Genomic DNA, 24,961 nt, shown 5'->3' with positions numbered 1-24,961 from the left:
ATTGGAAATTATTTTATTTATTTTTTCAGTTAAATCTTCTCTATCTTTTATAGAGTGTTCATCTATCTCCCAAGTGAATTTTACTTTTTTTTTAATAGGTAATTTTTAATGTTAGATTTAGTTTGATCAAAATTATAGTTATCTGCTGAAGAAGAATATGCTTGTTTCATGATTTTGTGTTTATTTATTAAATCATCAGAGCTTTCTCTCAGTAATGATAATATTTTTTTACACATAGTATTACTATTTTTGTCTTGTTCTTCGAACTCTTCTAAGCAAAGTATTATTCCATTCATAGAATTAGCAAAGTCATGCAGCAGTCTTCCTGATAGTAACTCTGTTATTAGCAATACATCTTTGATGTTTTTATTCATTAGGTATAGTTGTAAATGATTTAAGTTACCTATATTGATAAATACACAATAGTCAATTAAGAGGAATTTTTGTTGTGTTTTTTGTGGTGGTTTATTAATATAGTTTTAATAACTATGGAATTTACAGAAGAGTTATGAGTACTTATTTTGAATCAGGAATAAATCTTAAGTTGTATAATAAGTTGATAAGGAAAATTAAGCATATTATTGAGGAAACTAAGGAAAAAGAAGTGCTTAGTGAGGTAGGTTCATTTTCTGCTCTGTTTGATTTTGCTGAATTGGTTAGAAAATGTGATCATCCTGTGTTAGTTTCTTCTGCTGACGGAGTAGGTACAAAGCTGTTAGTAGCTCAAGAAATAAGTAAACATAATACCATAGGTATAGATTTAGTTGCTATGTGTGTAAATGACTTACTTGCACAGGGAGCAATTCCTTTATTTTTTTTAGATTATTTTGCGACTGGTATTTTGAGTAAGGATGTTTTTCTTTCGATAATTTATGGTATTATAGAAGGATGTAAACAAGCTAAGATATCATTAGTTGGTGGGGAAACTGCTGAAATGCCTGGAATGTATAGCGGTAATTACTATGACCTTGCAGGATTTGCAGTTGGGATGATTGGTAAAAGCCAGATTCTTCCAAATTGTAGTAAAATGAAAGCTGGTGATTATATAGTTGGTTTAGAATCAAGTGGAATTCATTCAAATGGATTTTCTTTGATACGTTGTATTTTTAAAAATTTAGGTATAAGCTATAATGATTTATCTCCGTGGAATAGCCAGCTTTGGGGAGAAGTATTACTTGAGCCTACAAAAATATACGTTGATTCTTTATTGCCTGTTATGTCTCAAGTAAAGGGTATTGCACATATTACAGGTGGTGGTCTGGTAGATAATATTCCACGAATTATTTCAGAAAATTTATTTGCAGATATAGACACTAACTCTTGGAAATGGCCAGATGTATTTTTGTGGTTAGCAGAAGAAGGTAAGGTAAGAAAGGAAGAAATGTTAAGGACATTTAATTGTGGTGTTGGCATGATACTAATCGTGGATTCTGAGAATATACAAAATATAAAAAATTATTTTCTAGAGCGTGAAGAAAAGATTGGGATTATTGGAAGACTTAATGAGGCATGTAATTCTTCATTCAATAAAGTGGTGTTTAGCTAATCTAATTTTATTGATAATCTTTTTGCAACTTTTAGATATGCTTCTTTTATGTTTCCTAAGCTTAAGCGGAAGATGTCTTTATCTAATTTTTCTTGTGTGTTTTTGTCCCATAGTCTACAATTATCGGGGCTTATTTCATCAGCTAAGATAATTTTGTTGTTGTTATTTATTAATCTTCCAAATTCTAATTTGATGTCAACTAAATTTATTTTTGCACTTGAAAATAGATTTGTTAGAAATGCATTAATCTTTAAAGATGTGATCTTAATTTCTTCTATTTCTTTGCGAGATAACCACCCATAATATGTTATATGGTTTTCATTTACCATTGGATCAGTTAAATTATCATCTTTGTAAAAAAACTCTATTATAGATGGTGTGAGCATTTCTCCTTCTTTTATGTTGAAGCGCTTGCAGAAGCTACCTGCTGTAATGTTCCTTACTACTATTTCAAGAGGAATAATTTTTAATTTTTTAACTAATTGTTCTCTTTTATTTAGGATTTTTATGAAATGTGTACTAATTTTTATTTTTTTAAGTTTTTTCATTATAAAAGCACTAATGAGATTATTAACTATTCCTTTACCTTCAATGACTTCATGTTTTTTTTTATTAAGCGCTGTGATGTTATCTTTAAAATATTGTATAACAGTGAATGGGTCTTTGGTTTTGATAATGGATTTAGTTTTACCTTCGTATATTATTTTGTTTAGTATCATAGATAATTTGCTATATTTATTATGAATATTATGTCACTTTTTATTTAGAGTTTGCTATAAATTTGTAAAGATGTTTGATGTTATAATATTAACTATATTTCCAGAGATGTTTCCTGGTTTTTTGAATTATTCTCTTGCTAGGAAAGCGTTAGAGAAAAAGGTATGGAATCTTGAAGTAGTAAATATGCGTTTTTTTGCTAAAGATAAGCATTTAACAGTAGATGATATTCCATATGGAGGTGGAGCAGGGATGGTTATGCGTCCTGATGTTATTGGTAGTGCAGTTGATAGTGTTCTTTCTGCTCATAAAAATACTAAGTTTATTTATATGACTCCATCTGGTAAAAAATTTAATCAGAGCATTGCAAGAGAATTAATAAATTTTCCTCATATAACAATATTATGTGGTAGGTTCGAAGGTATTGACCAGAGAGTAATTGATGAGTATACTCCTTATGAATTGAGTATTGGAGATTATATTCTTTCAGGTGGGGAACCAGCTGCAATGGTTATTCTTGATACATGTATTAGGCTTCTTCCTGGTGTTGTGAGTAACTCTGATAGTCTTGCTGAGGAAAGTTTTAGTTATAGTGGTATGCTTGAGTATCCTCAATATACTAGGCCTAGACAATGGAAAAAACATAAAGTACCTGAAGTTTTATTATCTGGTAATCATAAAAAAATATGTGATTGGAGACAGAGACAGTCTCAGGTTATAACAGAGAGACGTAGACCTGAATTATTGGATGGAAATAAATGATAAATTTACTTGAAGAGTTTAACAAAAAACAAATCAAAACGTTAACTAAGGAGATACCAAAATTTCGTTCAGGTGATGATTTAAAGGTTGTTTTTAAGATAATTGACAGTTCTGGTGAACGTATTCAAACTTTTGAAGGGGTATGTATATCTAAGAAAAGTTGTGGATTGCATTCTTCATTTGTAGTTAGAAAAGTAAGTTATGGAGAAAGTATAGTATCACAATTTTTTATTTATTCTCCTATGTTAGTTTCAGTACAAGTTATTAGGAGGGGAAAGGTCCGTAGAGCAAAGTTATATTATTTGTGTAAACTATTTGGAAAGGCTGCAAGAATAAAGGAGCGTGCTATTTATAAAAGTGGTAAGGGTAATAAGTATTAGTGAGGTTTAGTATAGAACTATATGGTAATATAAGTACTGAGATGATGGGGAGGATATTGATATTTAATAAAGTGGAAAGTCTCATTTGAGCTAGTTGTAAAATGAGTATAAAGACAAAATTTCTTAAGCTTCTTCAGTCTAGACGTGTACACGCTCGTATAGAAAGAAAGAATAAAAGAAATAGAACATTATATTTTTGTTCTTTTATAACATTAGTTATTTCGCTTGGTTGTCCTATATGTATATTGCTTAGTATATTAGTTAACTCTTATAGTGCCTTAACAATAACAAAGATTTTGTTACCAATAGAGATAAGTTCTGATTTTTCTTTAGTAAATAATCCTAGTGATTTGAGGTATAAATATATTGAGTTACTTAATGACTCTTTGCATAAGGTACTTAAAGGTACTGATTTTCAAAATAGTGATGAAATTTTGAGTCGTAGTTCTTACAAAGAACTAGAAAACTTTTTTCATGAAAAAGTAAAGTATGATGGGATGTATGAAATATGGTTTACTGCATCAAGTATAATTAATTCAATCAATAAAAATAAATATTTTAATGATCGTTATGTTAAATTGCTTAACTGGTTAAAAGAAAAAAAAAGGGTAAAAAAATTCTTTAATAAGTCTTTATTTCTTAAATCTGATTCTCGTGAACCTGAAAATGCAGGTATTTTAGGGGCATTTGCTGGCTCTTTGATGACGATTATTGTATGTTTAGTTTTAGCATTACCAATAGGAATTATGTCAGGTATTTGTCTTCATGAGTTTATGTCAAAGAATAGTATGATGACTAATATTATAGAGGTTAGTATAAACAATCTTGTTGCAGTGCCTTCAATAATATTTGGTGTAGTAGGCTTAACTCTCTATCTTGGTATATTTAAACTGCCTCGTTCTTCGCCTCTTGTTAGTGGAATGACTCTTTCATTTATGATGTTACCTAATATTATAATTATAACGAAAAATGCTTTTGCTAGTGTACCTGTTACAATAAAAGCTGCAGCTTTTGCTCTTGGAGCATCTCACATTAAGGTAACATTGGATCATTCTTTGCCAATTGCTTTGCCAAGGATAATACACGGTACTATGCTTGCGGTTGCAAGAGTTTTGGGTGAATCTTCTCCTTTGCTTATGGTAGGTACGGTAGCATTTGTTGCTGATACACCTATGTCATTTTCTGATCCAGCAACTGTTTTGCCTGTACAAATATATATATGGTCAAGTAGTCCTGAAATTGCATTTATTGAACTTGCAGCTATTGCAATTATAGCTTTATTAATAATATTATTTGTTTTAAATTTAGTGGCTAATTTTGTAAAAAGGAAATTTGAGTTTTTTAGTTTTTGATTCATGAAAATTATTGTTTTATTTGGTTATGGCTTAAATTGTGAAAAAGAAACTGCGTTTGCATTTGTAGAGTGTAGTAAAAAGCTTGGTATGAGTAGTGTAGAGGTGAAAATTGTTCATATTAATGAAATTATATGTAATCCAGGTGAATTAAAGTTAAGTAATATACTTGTAATTCCAGGAGGGTTTTCTTATGGTGATTATACTGGTGCTGGTAATGCCTTTGCTTTACGTATTAAGAATAATTTATTGAATGAATTTCAAGATTTTTTATCTCAGGACAAGCTTGTTATGGGGATATGTAATGGTTGTCAGATATTAGTAAAGTTGATTCCAGAATTCTCTAACTTGACTTTAATACGTAATGATGTAGGTAATTATCAATGTCGTTGGATTAGAGTTAAAGTTAATTCACATAGTAATTCTGTTTGGTTACATGGTTTAGGTGAGTTATATCTTCCTGTTGCTCATGGAGAAGGTAAGTTTTTTATGGATCAAAATGCTTTAGGCCAGTTGATAAAAAACAATTTTGTTGCTTTGCGTTATATCAATGAGAATGGTAACTATGCTAATCTACAGTTTCCTTATAATCCAAGTGGATCTTTATATGATGTAGCAGCTTTGTCAAGTAAAAATGGTAAAGTGTTGGCTTTAATGCCTCATCCAGAGAGAGGAATATTTTTTACTCAACAGGATAACTGGCCGTTTGAGAAAGAAAGATGCAAGCGTTTAAAATTCACTATGCCGAAATATGGTGATGGAATGTTTGTATTTGAGAATGCATTGAAGTATTTTTATTAGGGTAATTTATGGAGATTTATGTTGTGCATTGTACAAAATATTTTTTCTTGAGCGTAAGATTATAAATATTGGGGAAAATGAAGAGATTATATGTGCATTTAATCCTTTTAATTATGGATGGTGATAGAAATTGGTACTTTCTTTAAGTAAAACCGAATTGTTTTAGTATTGTCAGATTTCATTATTCAATCATTTACTTTCTTTTTGTAAAAGATTAATAAAGAATGTTAATTACTATATTTTGTTTAAAGAGATGGTAGTAAAAATGAAAGCTTATGCTATTTTTATAGGTTGAAATCTGGCTTTTTTTTTGGAAAGTGAGAAATAATATTATCTATATTGTAGAGTTGATATATAATGCAGGGTAAAGAGTAAATGGTAATGAAATATATTAAAATACTTTATAAAATTCTTTTTTTAGTATTAAATCTAACTCTGTCATTTGAACTTTTATTCCTAATTTTTCCATTGATGTAATACCATAATCTTTTAGTCCACAAGGAATAATGCCTTTGTAGTGAGAAAGATTTGGGGAGACATTGAGTGCTATACCATGATATGTTATCCATTTTCTTAAACGAATGCCAAAAGCTGCTATTTTTTCTTCTACTCCATTATTGTTTACCCAAATGCCTATTTTATCTTCTTTAAATTTTCCAACTATATTAAAGTGCTTTAGAACATTTATGATCCACTTACTTAAATCCTTGATATATAGTTTTATATCGCATTTATTTCTTTTTTTAAGATTTAACATTAAATATATAATGCGTTGTCCTGGTCCGTGATATGTGTACTTGCCACCTCTATTTGTTTTATGCACAGGAAATAATTTTTTAATAATTTCATCGTTTGTTGCACTGATTCCTGCTGTATATATTGAAGGGTGTTGAAGTAGCCATATTAATTCATTGGATAAATTATTATAAATTTTTTGAATTTTTGTCTCCATAAACTTTATGGCACATTTATACTCGATAAGTTGATCACATATTAGCCATTCTATCATATTTATTTTAATTTATATTATTATATAACTTCAATGTTGAAGTTCAAAATTTAGTTAGTAGAAGTAGATAAGTATACTAAGATGTTGAACATAAAGGAGTTGTTATATTAAAGTAATGATTTATTAAAGCTAAGTAGAGAAATTAGATCTGTATTAAGATTAGATCTTACTATAGTGATTAAAAGGTAACTGAAATTATAATATCTTGTATGTTATATATATGCTTACTATTTTTTAGTAATATTGATTATTAAGTATATATTAATTTTAGGGTAGTTTTATTTTTTTAAAATTTAATTTTTATAATGATACAAGTTTTTTTTTAAAGAGAAAAAAATATATAAAGGAGTTATTTTTTTTATCTGCAATTATATTGCAGATAATATAATTTATGGTGTTCTTATTTTATCTTTTAAAGATAGTTTATTAGAGAGTTATAATTTCTGATTATTAGATGATATTGTGTTAATGGTAATTAAATTAAAATGGCTACCTACATTAGTTAGCTGACTTTAATATCTTCTTATAGTTGACACAAAGCCTTTATCTTGAGTTGATTTATATGGATTATTTAGTAGATGAGTTGTGTTGATTGAAAATAGATGTGTATGTGTGAGATCAGTGAATATTTGTAAAGTAGACGAAAAAAAAGGTGTTAATGCAAAAGTTGGGATGAATGATAGGGATTGTTGAAACAATATCTTTAGGTTCTCATTTTGAGAATACAATTGTGTAGTTATTTAGGGAGTTGGAAATAAGTTGATGGTAGTTTTAATGACTTTGAGTGCTGGATAGTGAGTACTCTGTTTCAGCTTTTAATTTATTATGTGTTGAATATATCTTAATGAGAGGAAATATTGTGCTTTTTTCCATAATGTTCTAATCTAATGTAGAATTGTTTTGTTATCTGGCGATAATATATTTTTTTTAATGTATTATAAAACTTAATTTTAGTATTACTTATTTCGTAGTTGATCTATGGATATAATATTACCGTTCATTAATTTTTTAATATGTTTTTTGTTAGAGTCAATATTAATTTTATCAAATATCAAAATATCTCCTGAAGTTTTATTATAAAACTTACTGATGGCAAAAAATGATACAGTAATTTGTTCTTGTTTTCCATGAAAGTATAATTCGACGCTAAACTTATCTTCGAAAACTTTTAATCCATAAAATTGATGTTGTAATATGATAAGCATTTGAGTAGGATATGACTTTTTTAGGTAATTTGGTACAATGACACCATTAGAACATGTAGAAAATAGTATCTCTAAATGGGGTGTAAAATCATTGTTCGATATAGTATCTAAAGCTTTTTTAATGACTTGAAATTTTGCTAAATTGAGTGATTTATTGCAGTCTATCTTATCCATATAATTTTTACTTTTAATGTTTTTACTTTTTAAAGGGAACTTTCTGTTACCCGGCGTTCCCTAACCGTGCTTATAGTAATGAAATTACAGTGCTTGAGATTAAGCAGCTGATGTTATAACATTACTGTCGGCAGCAAAATTATCATTTGCATTTAAATTATAAACTCTTAACGGTGGTATCTAACCGAGCAAAGTTACTATCTTTACTATGTATGTCGATACTTGTTCACCCCCTCGTGTAAATAATAAAAATAATAGTGGAGGTGCCGAGCACTGCCCTCGGGTCCAATACATCTATTACAAAGTAATTTTATTGCTATAGTGTACAAAACACGTATTCATTATATAGTAATATTAAGTAAGTTTCAAGGTATTTCACTTTAAGTTAATTATGATGTAAATAAGGTTTAACTCTACCATGAAAATTATTTTGTCTGCTTATTTAATATTGTTTTACTTATAGTAAAGATATTGAAGAGCTTAGAGTTTATTTTTGTTTTTTTTATTTTAAATTTTGGTTAGTAATAAAACATACTTTTTTCGAAGAATATGTTGTTATATTACGTTTAATTTTTACCATATGGAGTTGCATTTTTCTAGATCTTTTTTATGTAGTAGTTATATATAAGTTCTGTTCTTTGTATAAGAAATACTAGAGTATTAATTTTTTTTTGCTATATATGATCTATATAACTATTGAATGTAAGATGGTATTTTAAAATGGATTATATATATCACTTTCTTTGGGGTGGCTCTTTTTTAGTTTTTTGTTTAATAATTTGAGAATAGGCTGTAAATCACTATTACTTGATAAGTATAGTACCTCCTTATTAAGGTAATTGGCTAGATAATTTCTTTTTTTTAAGATTTTTACTTTCTGCAGCAAGTCACATTTGTTTAATACTACAATTTCTTCCTTTTTGATAAGATTGCTATTATAAAGTTTTAATTCATTGTGTGTACAATTATAAGCTGAAATGACGTCATCATGAGTAACATCAATTAAATGCAGTAAAATTTTACATCTTTCTATATGTTTTAAAAATTTGTATCCAAGTCCCACTCCAAGATGGGCATCAGCGATAATTCCAGGAATATCTGCCATTATAATTTTGTTATTATTATCTATCTTCGCTACGCCTAAGTGTGGTCTAACAGTGGTAAATGGGTAATTCTCTACTCTTGTATTTGCATTTGAACAACGAGTTAAAAATTTTGATTTGCCTGCATTTGGCATTCCAATAATGCCAACATCTGATAAAACTTTTAGTTTTAATATTATGTTTCTTTTTTCACCAAGTTTACCATAAGTAAAATGTCTTGGTGCTTTATTAATAGAGGATTTAAAATTAGTATTTCCGAGTCCACCTTTTCCTCCTTGTGCTATTTGAAGTTTCATGTCAGGTTTATTAAAATCTACTATTACTTCTTCACTTTCTTCGTCAGTTATTTGTGTACCAACTGGAACTTTAAGTATAACATCTTTTCCCGCTATGCCAGATTTGTTTCTGTTTGCTCCATTTTTTCCATTATTTGCTTTGATATGTTTTATATGACGAAAATGAAGTAAAGTATTTAGGTTTGCATCACTGACAAAAATTATATTTCCTCCTTTTCCTCCATTACCGCCATCTGGGCCACCAAATTCAATAAACTTCTCTCTTCGAAAACTTGCACAGCCATTGCCGCCATCACCTGCTTTTAAGCATAATTTGACTTCGTCTATAAAGTTCATGCTAACTCATGATAATATTTGGCATTTTTTCCTAGTGTGTTTTCTATTCTAATTAACTCATTATATTTTCCAACCCTGTCAGAGCGTGATAGTGAACCAGCTTTTATTTGCCCACAATTTAATGCAACTGCTATGTGAGATATTGTTGTGTCTTCTGTTTCACCTGAGCGATGAGAAATGATGGCTTTGTAGCCATTTGATTTTGCCATTTCAATAGCAGCTAAAGTTTCTGTTAATGTTCCTATTTGGTTTGGTTTAATCAATACAGCATTTGCCATTTTCTTTTCTATTCCTTTACGTATTAATTGACAATTTGTAACAAAAAGATCGTCTCCAACTAATTGGACTTTTTTCCCTAATTTTGCAGTTAGTAATTTCCAACCTTCATGGTCATCTTCACTCATTGCGTCTTCTATAGAGGTTATTGGATATTTTTTTATAAGTTTTAAATAATACTCAAATAATTCCTTTGAGGTGAACTTTTTGTTTTTAATTGTGTAAGTTTTATTTTTATAAAAAGTAGATGAAGCAATATCAAGACCAAGTGCAAAGTGATTATAGATTGAATAACCAGAAAATTCTATGGCATATATGATCAGATCAAGTACTTTTTCTATATTCTCAATATTGGGTGCGAAACCGCCTTCGTCTCCTACATTTGTGCTATAGCCGTTTTTCTTAAGGATATTGCGCAAATTGTGAAAAACTTCTGCTGATATTCTAATCGCTTCACTAAAAGTTTCAGTTCCAACAGGGAGAATTATGAATTCTTGAAAGTCAAGTTTGTTATCTGCATGTCTCCCTCCATTAATTATATTAATTAGTGGACATGGTATAACATTTGCTTGTTCACCTCCTAGATATTTATATAGTGGCATTTTGAGGCTGTTTGCTGCTGCTTTTACAACTGCAAGAGATACTCCTAAGGTTGTATTTGCTCCAAGTTTTGATTTGTTTTGTGTCTTATCAAGTTCAATTAAAGTTTTGTCAATTGCATTTTGGTTTGTTACATCCATGCCAATAATTTCATTTGCTATTACTTTGTTTACAGTTTGAACAGCTTTTAATACTCCTTTACCGCAATATCTCGTTTTGTCTTGATCTCTCATCTCAAAAGCCTCTAGTTTGCCAATTGAAGCTCCAGAAGGTACAGAAGCTCGACTTGTTGTTCCATCACAGAGTTCAATTTCTACCTCGATGGTTGGGTAGCCCCTGCTATCTAAAATTTCTCTTGCAAGCACATTGTTAATTACTTTATTCATATTATATTAAACTTTTACTTTTGACATAAGTACTACAATTTCTTTTGCTAACTTAGCTATGTTATTACTAGTACCAATGAATAGTACTATATCACCGGAGTTTGTCAAATTACTGATGAAATATGAAATAAATGAAGCATTATTCATAATTTTTATATTACTAAATCCTTTGCTGAATAGTTTTTTTTTATATCAGTAATTCTGCAACCTGGAATGGGTTTATCTTTTGGGGGATGAATAGGAGTGAGAATAATATAATCAAACATCATAAAAATTCGTATAAATTCATCAAAAGAATTATAAATACGAGTAAAACGAGATAGTTCAATAATTCCTATCACTTTTTTTTTAGTAATTGAACGTGCTGCTGTTAAAGTTGCTTGTATTTCATTGGGGTTATGGGCATAGTCCTCAATTAATTTAATACCTTTAATATTAGCAATTAAAGAAAATCTTCTTACTACTCCTTTAAATTCTAGAAGGCCTTTTTTTATTTCTTTACTGCTAATTCCTAATTTTATTGCAACTGATATTGCAGCTAAGGCATTGATAACTTTATGTATTCCTATTGTGTTTGATAATATTACATTCTTTATTTTGTAGTTATTGTTTACTAATACATCAAATTTAATGCTGTTGGCGGCATGTTGTTTAATATTATTGGCTTTAATATTCCCACTTTCAAGCCCAAATGTTATGAAATTACTTAAATTATGATTAATGTTTATGGAATCAGAATTAGGAAGAATTGCAAAGTCGGCTTTATTTGCAAATTGAGAAAATGCTTTCTTAAGGTTATTGAATGTTTTATAATAGTTTGTGTGATCATCATTAATGCTTGTTATAACAGCAATATTCACAGGAATTCTTAGCATAGTTCCATCAGATTCATCAGCTTCAATCAAAAAAATATTGCTTTTCCCAAGTTTTGAATTACTTTTATAGGAATTTAATATTCCTCCTACAATTACGGTTGCATCAATTCCTGTATTGAAATTATCTTGAAGCATAATGCTGGAATTTAAATTTTCTTCTTGGCTTCTAGTATCAGTTGCTTGAGTGATAAAGAGAGGTTTATTAGAGTAGTCTAAAATGGAAGCAATCATAGCAGTTGTTGTTGTTTTTCCACTTGATCCTGAAACTGCTATTACATATTTATCTTTCATAATTTTAGTAAGTATGTCTGATCTTTGTAAAATTGTTTTATTACTCTTTCTTGCTGTAACTAGTTCTATATTATTAGATTGTATTGCAGAGGAATGTATAATTATTTTGGAATGCATAATGTTGTTAGCATTATGACCAATATAGACTTTTATGCCTAATTTTTGTAATCTACATGTATTGGCATTTGATTGTATATCACTGCCTTGAACTTTATAATTGGAGTTATGAAGGATTTCAGCAATTGCGCTCATTCCAATTCCACCTATACCAATTATATATATTGTTTCTTTTTTAGTAGCATTCATAATTTAATGTAAAAGTTTACTTATTACTAAATCTATTATAGTTTAATTTAAAATATTTATGGTATAAACTTTTTTGCTGAATATGATAATGAGAAATTCGGTTTTTCTGTGCTTGTTATTTATTTTGGTAAGTAGTTGTAGTTTTTATAACAAGTATAATAATGCTTCTGGTCACTATAAGATTGGTAATAGTTACACAATAAATGGTGTAACTTATTATCCAAAACATTGTAATCGTTATGAAGAGGTAGGAATAGCGTCATGGTATGGAATGAAAGGTCATAGTACAATTACAGCAAATGGTGAAGTGTTTAACCGTCATTTAATTTCTGCTGCACATAGAACTTTACCTCTCCCATGTTTTGTTCTTGTTACTAATTTAGAGAATGGAAAAAAGCTTATTGTAAGGGTTAATGATAGAGGACCGTTTGTTGAAGGTAGGTTGATAGATTTATCAGAAAAAGCAGCAAAAATTTTAGGATTTCATAAATCTGGACTTACAAAAGTGAAAATTCAATATTTAAGGAAAATGTCAGAACGGTTAGTAAAAAATACTCCTCATTATAGAAAACAGTATGAAAAAGAAATGCAAAAACATCATCCAAAGAAAAATAATGCAAAAAGTAAAGGGTATATTGCATTTTTTAAAAGCATTCAGGCTGCTAAATCAGCTGTATCAAAGCTTCGTAATCAAGGGATGAAAGATGTTAGATTTCTTTTTAAGGATGGTCAGTATTGTGTAAAAGTGAGTTATAAGTAAGTTAAAATTAAACTTCTAATATATAAAGAAAGTAATAATACTGTGATTTTTTTTATTTTATATTTTTTATTAAGTGATGATAGGTCAATTATAGTAATTGACAATAGTATCTATATATAAATTATAAATTGCCGCTTGATAAAATTTTTTTAAAGTAACTTTTCTTAATATAATTATTTAGTCATATAAATTTGCGTATGTTATTTCAGATGAAAAAGTATGCTTGGTGCTAATTTTAGTAAATATGAAAACTTTAATTTTTGATAGTGGATTTCTTGATTGATTTGATAGAAAAATAATTTTAATCAAAAAAATATTTTATCATATGAAAAATTTGAGTTACTCATAATAAGTATTGGAATTATAGAACCTTTAGAAAAATAAGTAAATTTTAAATACAGTTTTTAAAAATATAAACACTTATTTTGTAAAAATAACTTTTGGTTGAAGAATTTGATCTTTGTTTATTTTAAAGTATAATTATTATAAATATAATCTTTATTTAAATGTAATTTTTTTTTAAGAGCCATTTTAAGAGCCATTAAAGAGTTTAGTGTTTTGTTTAATTTTTGATTATTAATAGTTTAACTGAAATAGTAACTGTTAATTATTTTTATAATATTCTTTTGTTTTTTATATAGTGTTTTTATGTAGTATGGTTTTTTGGGATTTTCTAAGTGAGAATCATTTTGTAGAATTATATGTAATATTTCCTTATACAGTGTATTTTTACTGATTTATTCAGACTTTATTAAGTAGAGAATTATTTTTGTGTAAAAGTAGTTTGATTTAAAGAGTATAGGTGTGAAAAAAATATGAATTAATTAGTGAGAAGTGTATTAGTATTAATTTAGATGTAAAATATAGAGTCTTTTTTTTAAATTAATGAATTTTTTAGAAAAAGGTAATGTAATTAGATAAAATTATTGTGTTAGAATATGAAGTTTGTTTTGATTAGATTTTTAAAAATAAAAGTTAATTATATACTGTTATATATAGAATAAGTAGCTACTGAATTTTTATAATTGAATGGTAGTAATTTTAAAAATAAGAGATTTATTATACTGTATTTTCTACATTGTGAATGATATAAGGTAATATTTTTTTGATAATAAAAAAATTTAAAAATCAATAAAAAATCTTTAAAAAGAAGAAGCTTTTATGTATATAGTTTTATTGTGTGATTTTTTAGAAAGAATTTAATATAAAATGTGAATATAATATTTTTTTTGCTTTGATTTTTTATCAATCTCCATTTATTCTAACATATATGTAAAAATTATAGAATCCTAAGGGAAAGATATAATACAATATATAAAGTAAAAATGTAAAAAAATGATACTAGTTTTTTTTTGCATGGTTTATTAATAAAGTTTATGTAGTAAGGTTATTATAAAAAAGTAAATAAAAGACTAACTTGGGAAAATTTATCTATACAAAAAAACTTTATTTTTTAATTTGTTAAATGTTAGATTATATTATTAAGCTTTATGTAAAAATAATAATATTTTTTACATTATAAAAAAAGATAATTAAAGGTATAATGAAAGGATTTAAATAGTAATACTTGAATATATAAAGGTTGCTATTAATAATATTATTAACTTTTTTTTATTTTTGGTAAGTTTTTTTATTATTTATATAAAAATTGTGAAAATCTTACCAAAAATTAAAGGTGGTGTTTATGAACAATGGGAACGGATTTTACTTTTTGCTATTATCAAGGTTATTTTAAATATAGATAAGTTGTTATGAAGATAAAAAGTAGGTAAATATGGGGTATAAAAATTGTTAAATGTAATTAGTGAATATATCTAATAAAGTTAGTGTTGAATGAAATATAAATAATATTAATAAACTTAAATCTTTTGTTTGAAGAATTATAAAGTAAGTATTGATTTTTTTTATTTATCTTTAATTTGGTGTGATGACTTTTTATTTTAAGGCTTAAGGTAAATATTAAGAAAGGATAAAGGTAAAATTAAAGGTAAAATTAAAAGATGAAGAAGCTAAAGATATGCTAAAGTTTTATTCTATATTTAAAGATATTATTTTGTAATGTATAGTTTTTATAAACTTTTAAGGCTGGTTGATATACATGATTCTTTAAAAAGTTGAGGTTTTAACTTAGTATAATGAGTATAATCCTATTTTTTAATTTTTTTTTAATAAGCCTTCGAACTTTTTTCTTTCTTTTTTTTGATAATTTTATATTTCATCTTTGTTGATTTTCATATTCAATGGCTAAGTATTTATTTACTTAAAATATTTTTTTGTTGCTAAAAATAAAGTGTCATTGTTGAGATAAATAATAGGATGTTTATAATAGTTTTTGTATAGCTCTTAATTTTGCTGAACGTGCACGTGGGTTTGTACTTATTTCTTCTATACTTGCTTTGATTACTTTTTTATTTAAAGGAAAAAATATTTTATGGTTGGTGAATCTTGGCTCGCACAGACTCTTAAAGAAGGTTTTCACTATACGATCTTCTAAAGAATGGAAAGTGATGACAATTATCTTACCATTTTTATTTAAGATTTCGGATGCAGCTTTAATACCTTTTTCAAGTTCTTTAAGCTCATCGTTAACCCATATTCTGATTGCTTGAAATGTTTTAGTTGCAGGGTCAATTTTGTTTTTTCCACGAAATACTACTGAACGTATAATATCTGCGAGCTCAAATGTAGTGTTGATAGTTTTTTTTTTACGTGCGTTTACTATTGCTCTTGCAATTTTACGAGAGTGACGTTCACCTCCATAATTATAGATAGTATTTGCAATTTCTTCTTCATGTAGAGTATTAACGAATATTGAGGCGTTAATGTAAGAGGAACTATCCATACGCATGTCAAGTGGACCATTATGTAAAAAAGAAAATCCTCTATTTCCTTCATCAATTTGCATAGATGATACTCCTATGTCAAATACAACTCCATCTACAGTATTGTGTGGTATCATCTCAATGCTTAATTTTGAGTTTACTTTTTTTTTATTAATCTCTGCTGAGATAATGGAAGAGGGTTTTTGAATTATGGTAGAAGATTCAATAAAGTGCCAGGAGTTAGTGCTATTTATTATGGTTTTGATGTTACTAAATTTTTCAATAAACAATTTTATTTTGTTGGGATATTTAATATTTAAGCTATTAAAAAACTTAATGACTGTTTTATCTCGATCAATTGCATATACTTTACAATCAGCTGATTCTAATATTGCTTTGCTATATCCTCCAGCTCCAAATGTAGCATCTATATATGTGCCGCCATTTTGTGGTGAAAGTTGTGACAGCATTTCTTTTAGTAAGACTGGAATATGCATAAATGACATTTTTGTTATCAAAGCTTTTAGTAAAAGCTAATAATGGGAGTATAATTATAATATGAAATTTTTGATGTAGTCAATGATAGTAAAGTAATAATTTTGAATTAGAGTAATATAATCATATTATATTTTAATTGCAAAAATTAAGAGAGATTTTTAATAAATAAGTTATAAAAGGTTATATGGTAAATATTCAAGACAATTTTTAAAAGTTTGATTTGTAATGCTTATTGTAATGTAATTGTTTTAATGATTTGTAAAAATAATCAGCAAATTTGTTTTTCTTTGAGTAAATGGTAGTTATTAGGAATTTATAATAATTTTATGAGGTAATAGCAGCTTTTATATTTAGTTATGCTCATGATAAATATGAAAAAAATATTGCTTCTTAATTATTGAATGTGTCTCTAATTTATTAAATTATTTTTTCTAAGCTTGAAATTTTATAGTATCTATATTAAATTTGCAATATTTTGATTATTAGAAGGTTATCTTTTTTTAGTCTAAGTAAGACCGAGAAAATGTATTTTTATAGGTATGTTTTCTTGAGGAGAGTGGATTTTTTGCAGAATTTAATAATAGAAAATACTTAGTTTAGTTATGTAAGTAGTATTTTATATAAAAAATATTATAATTTTCACTTTTTATAAGTGTTTACTTTTTATTTTGGTTTGATAATGGGATTAGTTGTATTTATGAAATATGTTTTGATAGAGTTATTAAAGTATAAAAATAGGTGGTTTGTTAAATTATTTTATAGACTTGGAGGTAATTTAAGTTTTATGGTAATAGGATAGTAAAAATTTATTTGTAGTTTCTGTTCTGGGTTGCGTGTGATTATATCATTGTTAAAGATTTGTTATATAGTTATGTTGGATATTAATATTAAAAATTTGGAGATGATTGTTAAAGAGAGTTTATTTTTGATAATATCAAAAAATATTAATTTAATGAGATAATTTTTTTATGGGCTTTAAATCAGTTGTTTTATGTATATTGGATGGTTGGGGAAATGGAATAGAAGGTAGTAAGTATAATGCTATTAGCAATGCTAATCCATCATGTTGGCAGTATATTAACTCTAATTATCCAAAATGCAGTTTATCTGCTTGTGGAACTGATGTTGGATTACCAAGTGGTCAAATAGGTAACTCAGAGGTTGGCCATATGAATATTGGTAGTGGTAGAGTAGAAATGCAAAGTCTACAACTTATTAATCAAGGAATTGGAGCAGTAGAAGATAATGTAAATCTACAGTATCTTATTAAAAAGTTAAAAAATAAAAATGGTGTATGTCATATAATGGGGTTAGTATCAGATGGTGGGGTTCATTCGCATCAAAAACATATTACAACTTTAGCAAATAAAGTATCACAGTATGGAATTAAAGTGGTGATACATGCATTTTTAGATGGTAGAGATACGCTGCCAAATTCTGGGAAAAAATGTATTCAAGAGTTTGAAGAAAGTATAAAGGGTAACAATATAGTAATTGCTACTGTCTCTGGACGTTATTATGCTATGGATCGTGATAATAGATGGGAAAGGACAATTAAGGCTTTTGAGGCTATCGCTTTTACAAAAGCACCACGTTATGATAATGTTATATCGTTAATTAATACTAATTATCAAAGTAGTGTAACTGATGAATTTATTAAACCTACAGTGATAGGTAATTATCAAGGTATAGAACCAGAGGATGGGGTATTATTTGCTAACTTTCGTGCTGATAGAATGATACAGTTGACAAGTATTTTGTTGGGTAAAACAAACTATAGTCAAGGAGTAAAATTATCTTCTGTTTTAAGTATGATGAAATATAAAGAAGATTTTCATATTCCTTTTCTTTTCTCTTCTGCATCTTTTGCTGATACTTTAGGACAAATAATGGAAGATAATAAATTACGACAATTACGTATAGCTGAGACTGAAAAATATCCCCATGTAACTTTTTTTTTTAATTGTAAAAAAGAAAAACCTTTTCTTGGTGAAGAAAGAATTCTCATTCCTTCACCAAAAGTTAAAACTTATGATTTGAAGCCAGAAATGTCGGCTTTTGAACTTACTGAAAGGCTGGTGGAGAAAATTTATTCTCAAGAATTTGCACTGATAGTTGTAAATTATGCTAATCCTGATATGGTTGGACACACAGGCAATATGGAAGCAGCTAAGAAGGCTGTGTTAACTGTAGACAGTTGCCTAGCAAAAGTTTTCAATGCTGTTAATAAAGTAGGCAATGCTGTGCTTATTATTACGGCAGATCATGGCAATGTCGAGTGTATATTTGATGAAAAAAATAATATACCTCATACAGCACATACTTTGAATAGGGTTCCATTTATTGTGTGTTCTAATTATTATAGCACTTTAAAATTAAAAGATGGAAAGTTATCTGATGTCGCCCCTACTATTTTACAGTTATTTGGAATTAAAAAAGCAGGTAAAATGACAGGTAGTTCATTGATTGAATAATTTTTCTGTTATTTTGTTATTAAGATACAATAACGTTTAATTAAATAGTTTTAGATTTTTCTTTACAGATATCAATGGCTTGTTAAAAAATTGTTAATGTCATTAATACTATTTACATTTTTTGTACTAATAGATTGATCAATTCTCTTTACTAAATTAGATAAAATTTTATTAGGGCCAATTTCAATAAATTTGTTAGTACCACGACTTGACATATATAAAATCATTTCCTTCCATCTTACTTTACTGATAATTTGTTTAGCGAGTAAAGCTTTTATAGCTTTAGGATTACTTTCCTCTTTTGCTGTAACATTTGATACAAAGGGAATTAAAGGAGAAGTTATTTTGATATTCTTTAAAAAATTTAAAAATTTTTTATCAGCAGGTTTCATAAGAGATGAATGGAAAGGTCCACTAACTTGTAATTTTATTGATTTTCTTACACTTGTGTTTTTGAGTAAATTAGGTAACATTTCAAGAGCTTTTATAGTACCACTCACTACTACTTGTCCACCTCCGTTATCATTCGCAATTTCGCAGATTCCTTTAATTTGGGTAGATTTTAATATATTTTCTACTTCACTTATTTCTGCACCTAATAGTGCAACCATTCCTCCTTGACGCTTCAGCGAAACATCATGCATTATTTTGCTACGAACTTTTAGCAGCTTGATTGCGGACTCAAGGGTTAATGCACCTGCAGCACATAGTGCTGTGTACTCTCCAACTGAATGGCCACAAATGTATTTAGTATTTTGGTCAGAGAAAAGAGACCTGCCGAGTACGTATTCTATAGTACGTAACGTTGCAATTGACACTGCCATTATAGCTGGTTGAGCATTTTTTGTAATAGTTAATTCTTCAATAGGACCATTAAAAATTAAACTTGATAAGTTTCTATTTAGAATGTTATCTACTTCATTAAATACTTGTCTTGCAGCAGAGAAATTATTATACAAGCTCTTCCCCATTCCTATGAATTGAGAGCCTTGACCAGGGAAGGCAAAAATCATAATAATTATTACTTCTTTTTCATAAGGAGACTATATTATTTAATTTTTGTCAATATTTTGAATACTGATTGACTTAATAAATTAAGTTTACTAGAATGTTAATAAATTGAGAGTTTATAGGCAGGTATGATAAAAGTTGATTATCATAAAATAACTATAGTTACAACAGATGGTCAAGAGTTTGTAACTCGTTCCACTTATGGTAAGGAAGGTGATAGAGTGAAACTTGATAGAGATCCTCTAACCCATCCTGCATGGACTGGAAGTTTTACGAGCGGATCAGCGAGTAAAACTAGTAAGGTAGCTAAATTTAACAATAGATATGGGGATATTTTCTAATTTTTTCTCTTATTTTGGAGAACTAGCTAAAATATGCATCATAAATATAAAAATATAGGTTATGTTGCTTCTCTATCACCAAAATCTCAGGAAGTATCTAGACTGTTACAAAAACTTAATTTTGTTAATATAACGGAAGAAAGTAAGTTTAAAGTTGATTTATTGATAGTTGTTGGTGGTGATGGTTTTATGCTACGTACTTTACACAACTATGTTATAGGAAATAAAAGTATGCATGTATATGGAACAAATACTGGTAATGTTGGTTTTTTGATGAATAAGTGTTTTAGCTGTAGTGAGGATTTGATTACTCATATAGAGTATGCTACTTTGACTCAGTTGACTTTATTGAAAATGGAAGCTACAGATATAAGCGGTAAAAGTTATCATTATATAGCAGTCAATGAAGTATATGTCTTTAGAAAAGCAAATCAAATAGTAGAAATGAATATTACTATAAATGATAAGCTAAAAATAGAAAAATTTAGAGGTGATGGAATAATATTATCTACTCCTACAGGTAGCACTGCGTATAATTTTTCTGCAGGTGGATCAATTTTACCTTTAAATTCGAATTTACTTGCATTGACCTCTATTAATAGTTATTATCCAAGGCATTGGAATGGAGCATTAATTTCAAATGATACAGTAGTACAACTTGATATTAATGATGTGGAAAATCGTCCAGCACTTGTGGTATCGGATTACAAAGAATTTCATGATATATCGCAGATAAAGATACAGAAGGATCATGAAAACACAATCACTTTACTTTTTAATAAGGATTGTTCATTAGGTGAAAGAATTTTTGATAGGCAATTTTTATATTGATTTTTTATTTTTAAATATTAGTTTTTAAGGATAAAGAACAAAGAATATTAAGATGTGTATATTTGAATAGCTAATAATAGCAGGTGTTCTTGTTCTAAAAAGATAATATATATTTTATGATATTTAGTAGAGTTTTAGAAAAATTGTTGGTAACTAATTTATATTAATTTAGTATTTTTTATAAAAAAAGGTTGGCTATTAAAAGTAGCAAGGGGGGGGCTTAATAATTTTAATTAGTTAAAAAACCATAGAATTTGGTTAAAAATGAATATATTTTGTGAGTAAAGTGCAGGACAATTTTTTATGCATGTTTTGTATACAGTTTTAGCTTTAGTGTGTATGCAAGTAAAGCAAGTTTGTTCTGTTTTTATGTGTAATAAAAAGTTATTGTATTAATATATTGTTTTTATTGTCAAAATATTTTAATTTTATTCTGTAATTAAAGTAATTTAGAAACGCTTGATGAAAATATCAATCATAAGAAAATAGAGTATGATCAATTTTAGCTAGATGTATAAAGATATTAGTATTAGAGGGAAAATGTTATAAAGTTTGTGGTGCTTCTGAGTATAAAATGATCTTAAGTTTATACTAGCGCTTTGTAAAAAAAAAGAGTAATAAACTTCTTAAATATGATGAAAAAGTTAATTAATAAAATTAATAAAGTAGGTGTGGTGGTTGAGTAATTATTTCAAACAGTGTAGTTGTTGTAAATAAGTGCTTTATTTAGAGTCGTTTTAATGAATGGTGTTATAGTGATTATAAAAAAAATTTTTTTTGATTATAACGTACGTTGTAATTCTTATCATTTCATATTTTTATCGAATATTTATATTTTGTTATACATTGCTATAAGAAAAAATTATGCATGACAAATGTATTCTTATAAAATATTAATTATAGATAGAACTATTGGTAAAAAATATCTATTAAAAAATTAAAAGCTTAGAGAACTTTAATATAGATATTATAATAGTAGTTGTATTGGTGGTTTTATTTTTCTATGTGAAATAAATAGTGAAAATAACGACTTACAAGTAGTAAACTTTTATTTTGTCCATTAAAGAGAAATTAGTCTTCATATTTATGAATTTGTGAGAGAGAAGAGAATAAGCGTTAGATGTTATAGCTAATGTTTTTAAGCTACTTTCACATAGGAGTGGTAATGGTGACTTTTTTAGCATAAATATTGTGAATATATTTCAAGGAATAAAAAAATATGTATAACTTTTGTTATGTAAGAGATTTATAGTTCGAAAATACTATCTCTAAAATTTAGATATAGTGAAAATTATTAGTTTACTTTTATAGAAATAACTAAAATATTAGTTTATAATAAATGTAAGTAAATTTTAAAGAATTAAAGTAGTATGAAAATTTAGTAAACATAAATGAAAAGAAAAAGTATTAGTGCTCCTTTTATAATTTTGCTTAATTTTAAAGTTAATTATTTTTATGTTGAAAACGATGGTTTAAGAAATAAAAGAATTAGTTAGTGTAGTATAAATGATTGTGTTAAGAAAGTAATGATATTTGACAAATTTATATTATATGTAAGTAAAAGATATATTTTAGTAGTAAATTATTTTAAGAATTATTCCGTTTGATGAATATGTGTAAAAGAATATTGCAAGCTAAATTAGCTTTTTTTTCTTAAGGAAAATGGGTAGTGGATGTAAATATTAGTGGTGATGTATTAAAAGTCTTTAGGAATGATTGAAAAATAACCTGTGTTATAAAAGCTTGAAGTTTTACTTAAAGTTGTTTGTGATGCTCTTGTTATATAGTAATGCTCAGTGTTTGAGTAGATGTTAGGAGGTTAAATTTTTTTATTATTAAAGATTTTTCTCTCAATATTTTTAACTTTATTGCTAAGTTTATTATAAATTTTTTTTACTTATTTACTGTTAAATATATTAGATCTTTATTAAAGTAAGGTTTTGTTTTGGTTTTATTATTATTTATGTAATCTCTATATATTAAAGTTTCATTCTATTCGATGATACAGTAAGATTGTAGTGAAGAGCTAGAATAATTAAAAGTACAACTAAGCGTTATTTTTGCAGAGAGTATGTTAAAGTTTTGTTTAAAGTAAGCTTTTTTATCATTACTTTCTTTATTTTAAAACTGTTTTTGACTTTGCTTTTATTATTTTTATTAGATTGATAAAATTTAACCTCATTTTTAATTAATATTAATTTTATTTAGATACTGTAATATTAGATTGGATTCTTATTTTATTAGTGGATTATTGAAAATTAAGGTATAAGAAAGTAGAATAGATTTTAATTATAATTATCTCTTAAGAAAAAGCTATGGGTAGTAGAAAGAACTTACTTAGCATACGAGATCTCACAGTTGATGATGTAAAAAATATAATTGATTTAGCTAGTCAATACTTTAAAAATAAAGTTGTAAATTGTCACCTTTTAGAAGGTAAGACAGTAATAAATTTATTCTTTGAAGACTCAACACGTACACTTGCATCTTTTGAAATAGCAGCAAAAAGTCTTGGAGCAAATGTTCTAACTTTACCAATAAAATCTTCTTCTATTAATAAGGGAGAAGGTTTGAAGGATATGATAAAAACATTAGATGCAATGAATCCTGATTACATAATAATTAGGCAAAAAAATAGTGATTTTATTGATATATTAGCTCAAAGTGTTAACTGTTCACTCATTAATGCAGGAACTGGAAGTAGTGAACATCCAACTCAAGCCCTTACCGATTATTTTGTTGTTAGCAGTTATAAAAATCAGATAAAAAATCTTAAAATTGTGATATGTGGAGATATTTTGCATAGTAGAGTTGCAAGATCAAACATGAGATTATTTAAAATGTTTGGAGCGAAAATATGCTTGATTGCTCCCCCAACTCTGATTTGTAGACATTTTTCTGAAGTAAATTTAGTTTATCATTCATTAATTGAAGGTATAAAAGATGCTGATGTAATTATGCTTTTAAGATTACAGAAGGAGCGCATGAGTAATGGTTATTTTATCTCTTCGGAGAGAGAGTATTTTCATTTATATGGGCTTGATTTGAGGAAGTTATCGTATGCAAAATCTGATACTATTGTTATGCATCCTGGACCGATAAATAGAGGAGTTGAAATTAGTAGTGATATAGCAGATTGTGTTATTTTGCGGCAGGTAGAGTTCGGGTTAGCAATGCGTAAGGCAGTGCTACATTATTATAGTTCTTTTTAAAGATAAGTTTTTATGTTATTAAAATTTATTGTAATATTGGTCTTACGTTGTTTTTTTTAATTGCTTAGAGCTTTTATCTATTTTTGGTATTGATGTCTTCACATTTTTGTTATTGCTCTTTATTTTGTTTATGAACCTTGATTTTTGAGATGATGTTAAAATTATAAATAGGATTACTAGAAAAGTAAGTTTAACTTTATTTAAACTTATTTTGTTTCGAAAGTGTGAAAGGTATTAGATTTTACTTCATCTTTTTCATCGGCTATGTTTTTTCTCGATTTAGTGTAATTAGATTTAGTAATTTTACTTAGCATTGTGATAGGGTGTTTTTGCGTTATTGTTTTTGAAAGAAAATGGCACTTAGAATTTTTCTATATTCCGCTACTGTATGAATAAATTGTTAATATTTTAATTTTAATAATTTTTTTCAAAATGTACGATAACTGCTGTACATTTGATAATGCAATACGTTTTTTACTGTTTTTTTAAAGTGAGATTTTTATACTTGTTGTTAATTAGTTTTATAAAATTGCATTTCTCATTATTTATGAATTAAAAAACATGTTTTGTTAAATATTTTATTAAGGTTTTATTTAG

19 protein-coding genes, 1 other RNA gene and 1 pseudogene are annotated in these 24,961 nt (G+C 27.2%); 10 read left to right on the top strand and 11 right to left on the bottom strand.

The genetic code is table 11. The features are described 5' to 3' along the window. Window positions 1-80: 80 nt before the first annotated feature. The gene (locus tag GOY14_RS03295; RefSeq protein ID WP_175809842.1) at window positions 81-374 is read right to left on the bottom strand and encodes a hypothetical protein; all 294 of its coding nucleotides are present in this window, start codon (window positions 372-374) and stop codon (window positions 81-83) included. A 134-nt stretch (window positions 375-508) separates the two neighbouring features. Here GOY14_RS03295 and purM point away from each other — a divergent pair, with 134 nt between their 5' ends. After that, window positions 509-1,546: a phosphoribosylformylglycinamidine cyclo-ligase gene (gene purM / locus GOY14_RS03290; RefSeq protein WP_175809841.1), complete on the top strand. Its 1,038-nt coding sequence runs from the start codon at window positions 509-511 to the stop codon at window positions 1,544-1,546. Here purM and purC read toward each other — a convergent pair. After that, on the bottom strand, window positions 1,543-2,265 hold the full coding sequence (purC, locus tag GOY14_RS03285) for a phosphoribosylaminoimidazolesuccinocarboxamide synthase (RefSeq protein WP_175809840.1): 723 nt from the start codon (window positions 2,263-2,265) through the stop codon (window positions 1,543-1,545). The two genes, purM and purC, sit on opposite strands and share 4 nt — an antisense overlap. A 70-nt stretch (window positions 2,266-2,335) precedes the next feature. Here purC and trmD point away from each other — a divergent pair, with 70 nt between their 5' ends. From trmD to GOY14_RS03265, 4 genes are all read left to right on the top strand, one after another. Then, window positions 2,336-3,025 carry a tRNA (guanosine(37)-N1)-methyltransferase TrmD gene (trmD, locus tag GOY14_RS03280; protein WP_175809839.1) on the top strand — a complete coding sequence of 230 codons (690 nt, stop codon included), beginning with the start codon at window positions 2,336-2,338 and terminating at the stop codon, window positions 3,023-3,025. Beyond that, window positions 3,022-3,405 carry a 50S ribosomal protein L19 gene (gene rplS, locus GOY14_RS03275; protein ID WP_175809838.1) on the top strand — a complete coding sequence of 128 codons (384 nt, stop codon included), beginning with the start codon at window positions 3,022-3,024 and terminating at the stop codon, window positions 3,403-3,405. The genes trmD and rplS overlap by 4 nt, the downstream gene beginning before the upstream one ends. A gap of 101 nt (window positions 3,406-3,506) precedes the next feature. Beyond that, a complete protein-coding gene (locus GOY14_RS03270) occupies window positions 3,507-4,757 on the top strand; it encodes a PstA family ABC transporter permease (protein ID WP_175809837.1) in 1,251 nt (416 codons plus the stop codon). Between the two features lie 3 nt (window positions 4,758-4,760). Next, window positions 4,761-5,558 (top strand): phosphoribosylformylglycinamidine synthase subunit PurQ, encoded by a 798-nt coding sequence (locus GOY14_RS03265; protein ID WP_175809836.1) that lies wholly within the window; start codon window positions 4,761-4,763, stop codon window positions 5,556-5,558. A 391-nt stretch (window positions 5,559-5,949) separates the two neighbouring features. Here the strand turns inward: GOY14_RS03265 and lipB are convergent, their stop codons facing one another. From lipB to GOY14_RS03235, 7 genes are all read right to left on the bottom strand, one after another. Continuing rightward, window positions 5,950-6,567 (bottom strand): lipoyl(octanoyl) transferase LipB, encoded by a 618-nt coding sequence (lipB, locus tag GOY14_RS03260; RefSeq protein ID WP_175809835.1) that lies wholly within the window; start codon window positions 6,565-6,567, stop codon window positions 5,950-5,952. A 956-nt stretch (window positions 6,568-7,523) separates the two neighbouring features. Beyond that, window positions 7,524-7,946: a ClpXP protease specificity-enhancing factor SspB gene (locus tag GOY14_RS03255; protein WP_175809834.1), complete on the bottom strand. Its 423-nt coding sequence runs from the start codon at window positions 7,944-7,946 to the stop codon at window positions 7,524-7,526. Between the two features lie 32 nt (window positions 7,947-7,978). Continuing rightward, window positions 7,979-8,319, bottom strand: a transfer-messenger RNA (tmRNA) gene (gene ssrA, locus GOY14_RS03250). Between the two features lie 342 nt (window positions 8,320-8,661). Then, complete coding sequence (gene cgtA, locus GOY14_RS03245; RefSeq protein ID WP_175809833.1) at window positions 8,662-9,681, bottom strand: Obg family GTPase CgtA; 1,020 nt, start codon at window positions 9,679-9,681, stop codon at window positions 8,662-8,664. Continuing rightward, window positions 9,678-10,943 carry a phosphopyruvate hydratase gene (gene eno / locus GOY14_RS03240; protein WP_175809832.1) on the bottom strand — a complete coding sequence of 422 codons (1,266 nt, stop codon included), beginning with the start codon at window positions 10,941-10,943 and terminating at the stop codon, window positions 9,678-9,680. Before eno ends, cgtA begins: the two co-directional genes overlap by 4 nt. A 6-nt stretch (window positions 10,944-10,949) precedes the next feature. Beyond that, the gene (locus tag GOY14_RS03340; protein ID WP_255419689.1) at window positions 10,950-11,090 is read right to left on the bottom strand and encodes a hypothetical protein; all 141 of its coding nucleotides are present in this window, start codon (window positions 11,088-11,090) and stop codon (window positions 10,950-10,952) included. 5 nt (window positions 11,091-11,095) lie between these two features. Continuing rightward, window positions 11,096-12,415, bottom strand: coding sequence for a UDP-N-acetylmuramate--L-alanine ligase (locus GOY14_RS03235; RefSeq protein ID WP_255419688.1), 1,320 nt, complete (start codon window positions 12,413-12,415; stop codon window positions 11,096-11,098). Window positions 12,416-12,497: 82 nt separating this feature from the next. Here GOY14_RS03235 and GOY14_RS03230 point away from each other — a divergent pair, with 82 nt between their 5' ends. Next, the gene (locus GOY14_RS03230) at window positions 12,498-13,175 is read left to right on the top strand and encodes a septal ring lytic transglycosylase RlpA family protein (RefSeq protein ID WP_255419687.1); all 678 of its coding nucleotides are present in this window, start codon (window positions 12,498-12,500) and stop codon (window positions 13,173-13,175) included. Window positions 13,176-15,495: 2,320 nt separating this feature from the next. On the opposite strand, the gene rsmH is transcribed toward GOY14_RS03230, so the two are convergent. Continuing rightward, on the bottom strand, window positions 15,496-16,494 hold the full coding sequence (rsmH, locus tag GOY14_RS03225) for a 16S rRNA (cytosine(1402)-N(4))-methyltransferase RsmH (protein WP_175809831.1): 999 nt from the start codon (window positions 16,492-16,494) through the stop codon (window positions 15,496-15,498). Between the two features lie 969 nt (window positions 16,495-17,463). Between rsmH and gpmI the strand changes: the two genes are divergently transcribed. Further along, on the top strand, window positions 17,464-18,969 hold the full coding sequence (gene gpmI, locus GOY14_RS03220) for a 2,3-bisphosphoglycerate-independent phosphoglycerate mutase (RefSeq protein ID WP_175809830.1): 1,506 nt from the start codon (window positions 17,464-17,466) through the stop codon (window positions 18,967-18,969). Window positions 18,970-19,005: 36 nt separating this feature from the next. On the opposite strand, the pseudogene fabD reads toward gpmI, so the two are convergent. Further along, window positions 19,006-19,982 (bottom strand): annotated as a pseudogene (gene fabD / locus GOY14_RS03215) (ACP S-malonyltransferase). A gap of 126 nt (window positions 19,983-20,108) precedes the next feature. Here fabD and rpmE point away from each other — a divergent pair. The 3 genes from rpmE (at window position 20,109) to GOY14_RS03200 (ending at window position 24,364) form a co-directional block, all read left to right on the top strand. Next, window positions 20,109-20,321, top strand: a complete 213-nt coding sequence (rpmE, locus tag GOY14_RS03210; RefSeq protein WP_175809828.1) for a 50S ribosomal protein L31 — start codon at window positions 20,109-20,111, stop codon at window positions 20,319-20,321. Window positions 20,322-20,354: 33 nt separating this feature from the next. After that, window positions 20,355-21,152, top strand: a complete 798-nt coding sequence (locus tag GOY14_RS03205; protein WP_175809827.1) for an NAD kinase — start codon at window positions 20,355-20,357, stop codon at window positions 21,150-21,152. A 2,315-nt stretch (window positions 21,153-23,467) separates the two neighbouring features. Continuing rightward, window positions 23,468-24,364 (top strand): aspartate carbamoyltransferase catalytic subunit, encoded by an 897-nt coding sequence (locus GOY14_RS03200; RefSeq protein ID WP_175809826.1) that lies wholly within the window; start codon window positions 23,468-23,470, stop codon window positions 24,362-24,364. Window positions 24,365-24,961: the final 597 nt, after the last annotated feature.

Origin of the sequence: Wolbachia endosymbiont of Dipetalonema caudispina (assembly GCF_013365495.1) — a bacterium.
Taxonomy (GTDB): Bacteria; Pseudomonadota; Alphaproteobacteria; order Rickettsiales; family Anaplasmataceae; genus Wolbachia.
This window is presented reverse-complemented; position numbering and strand designations above follow the sequence as displayed.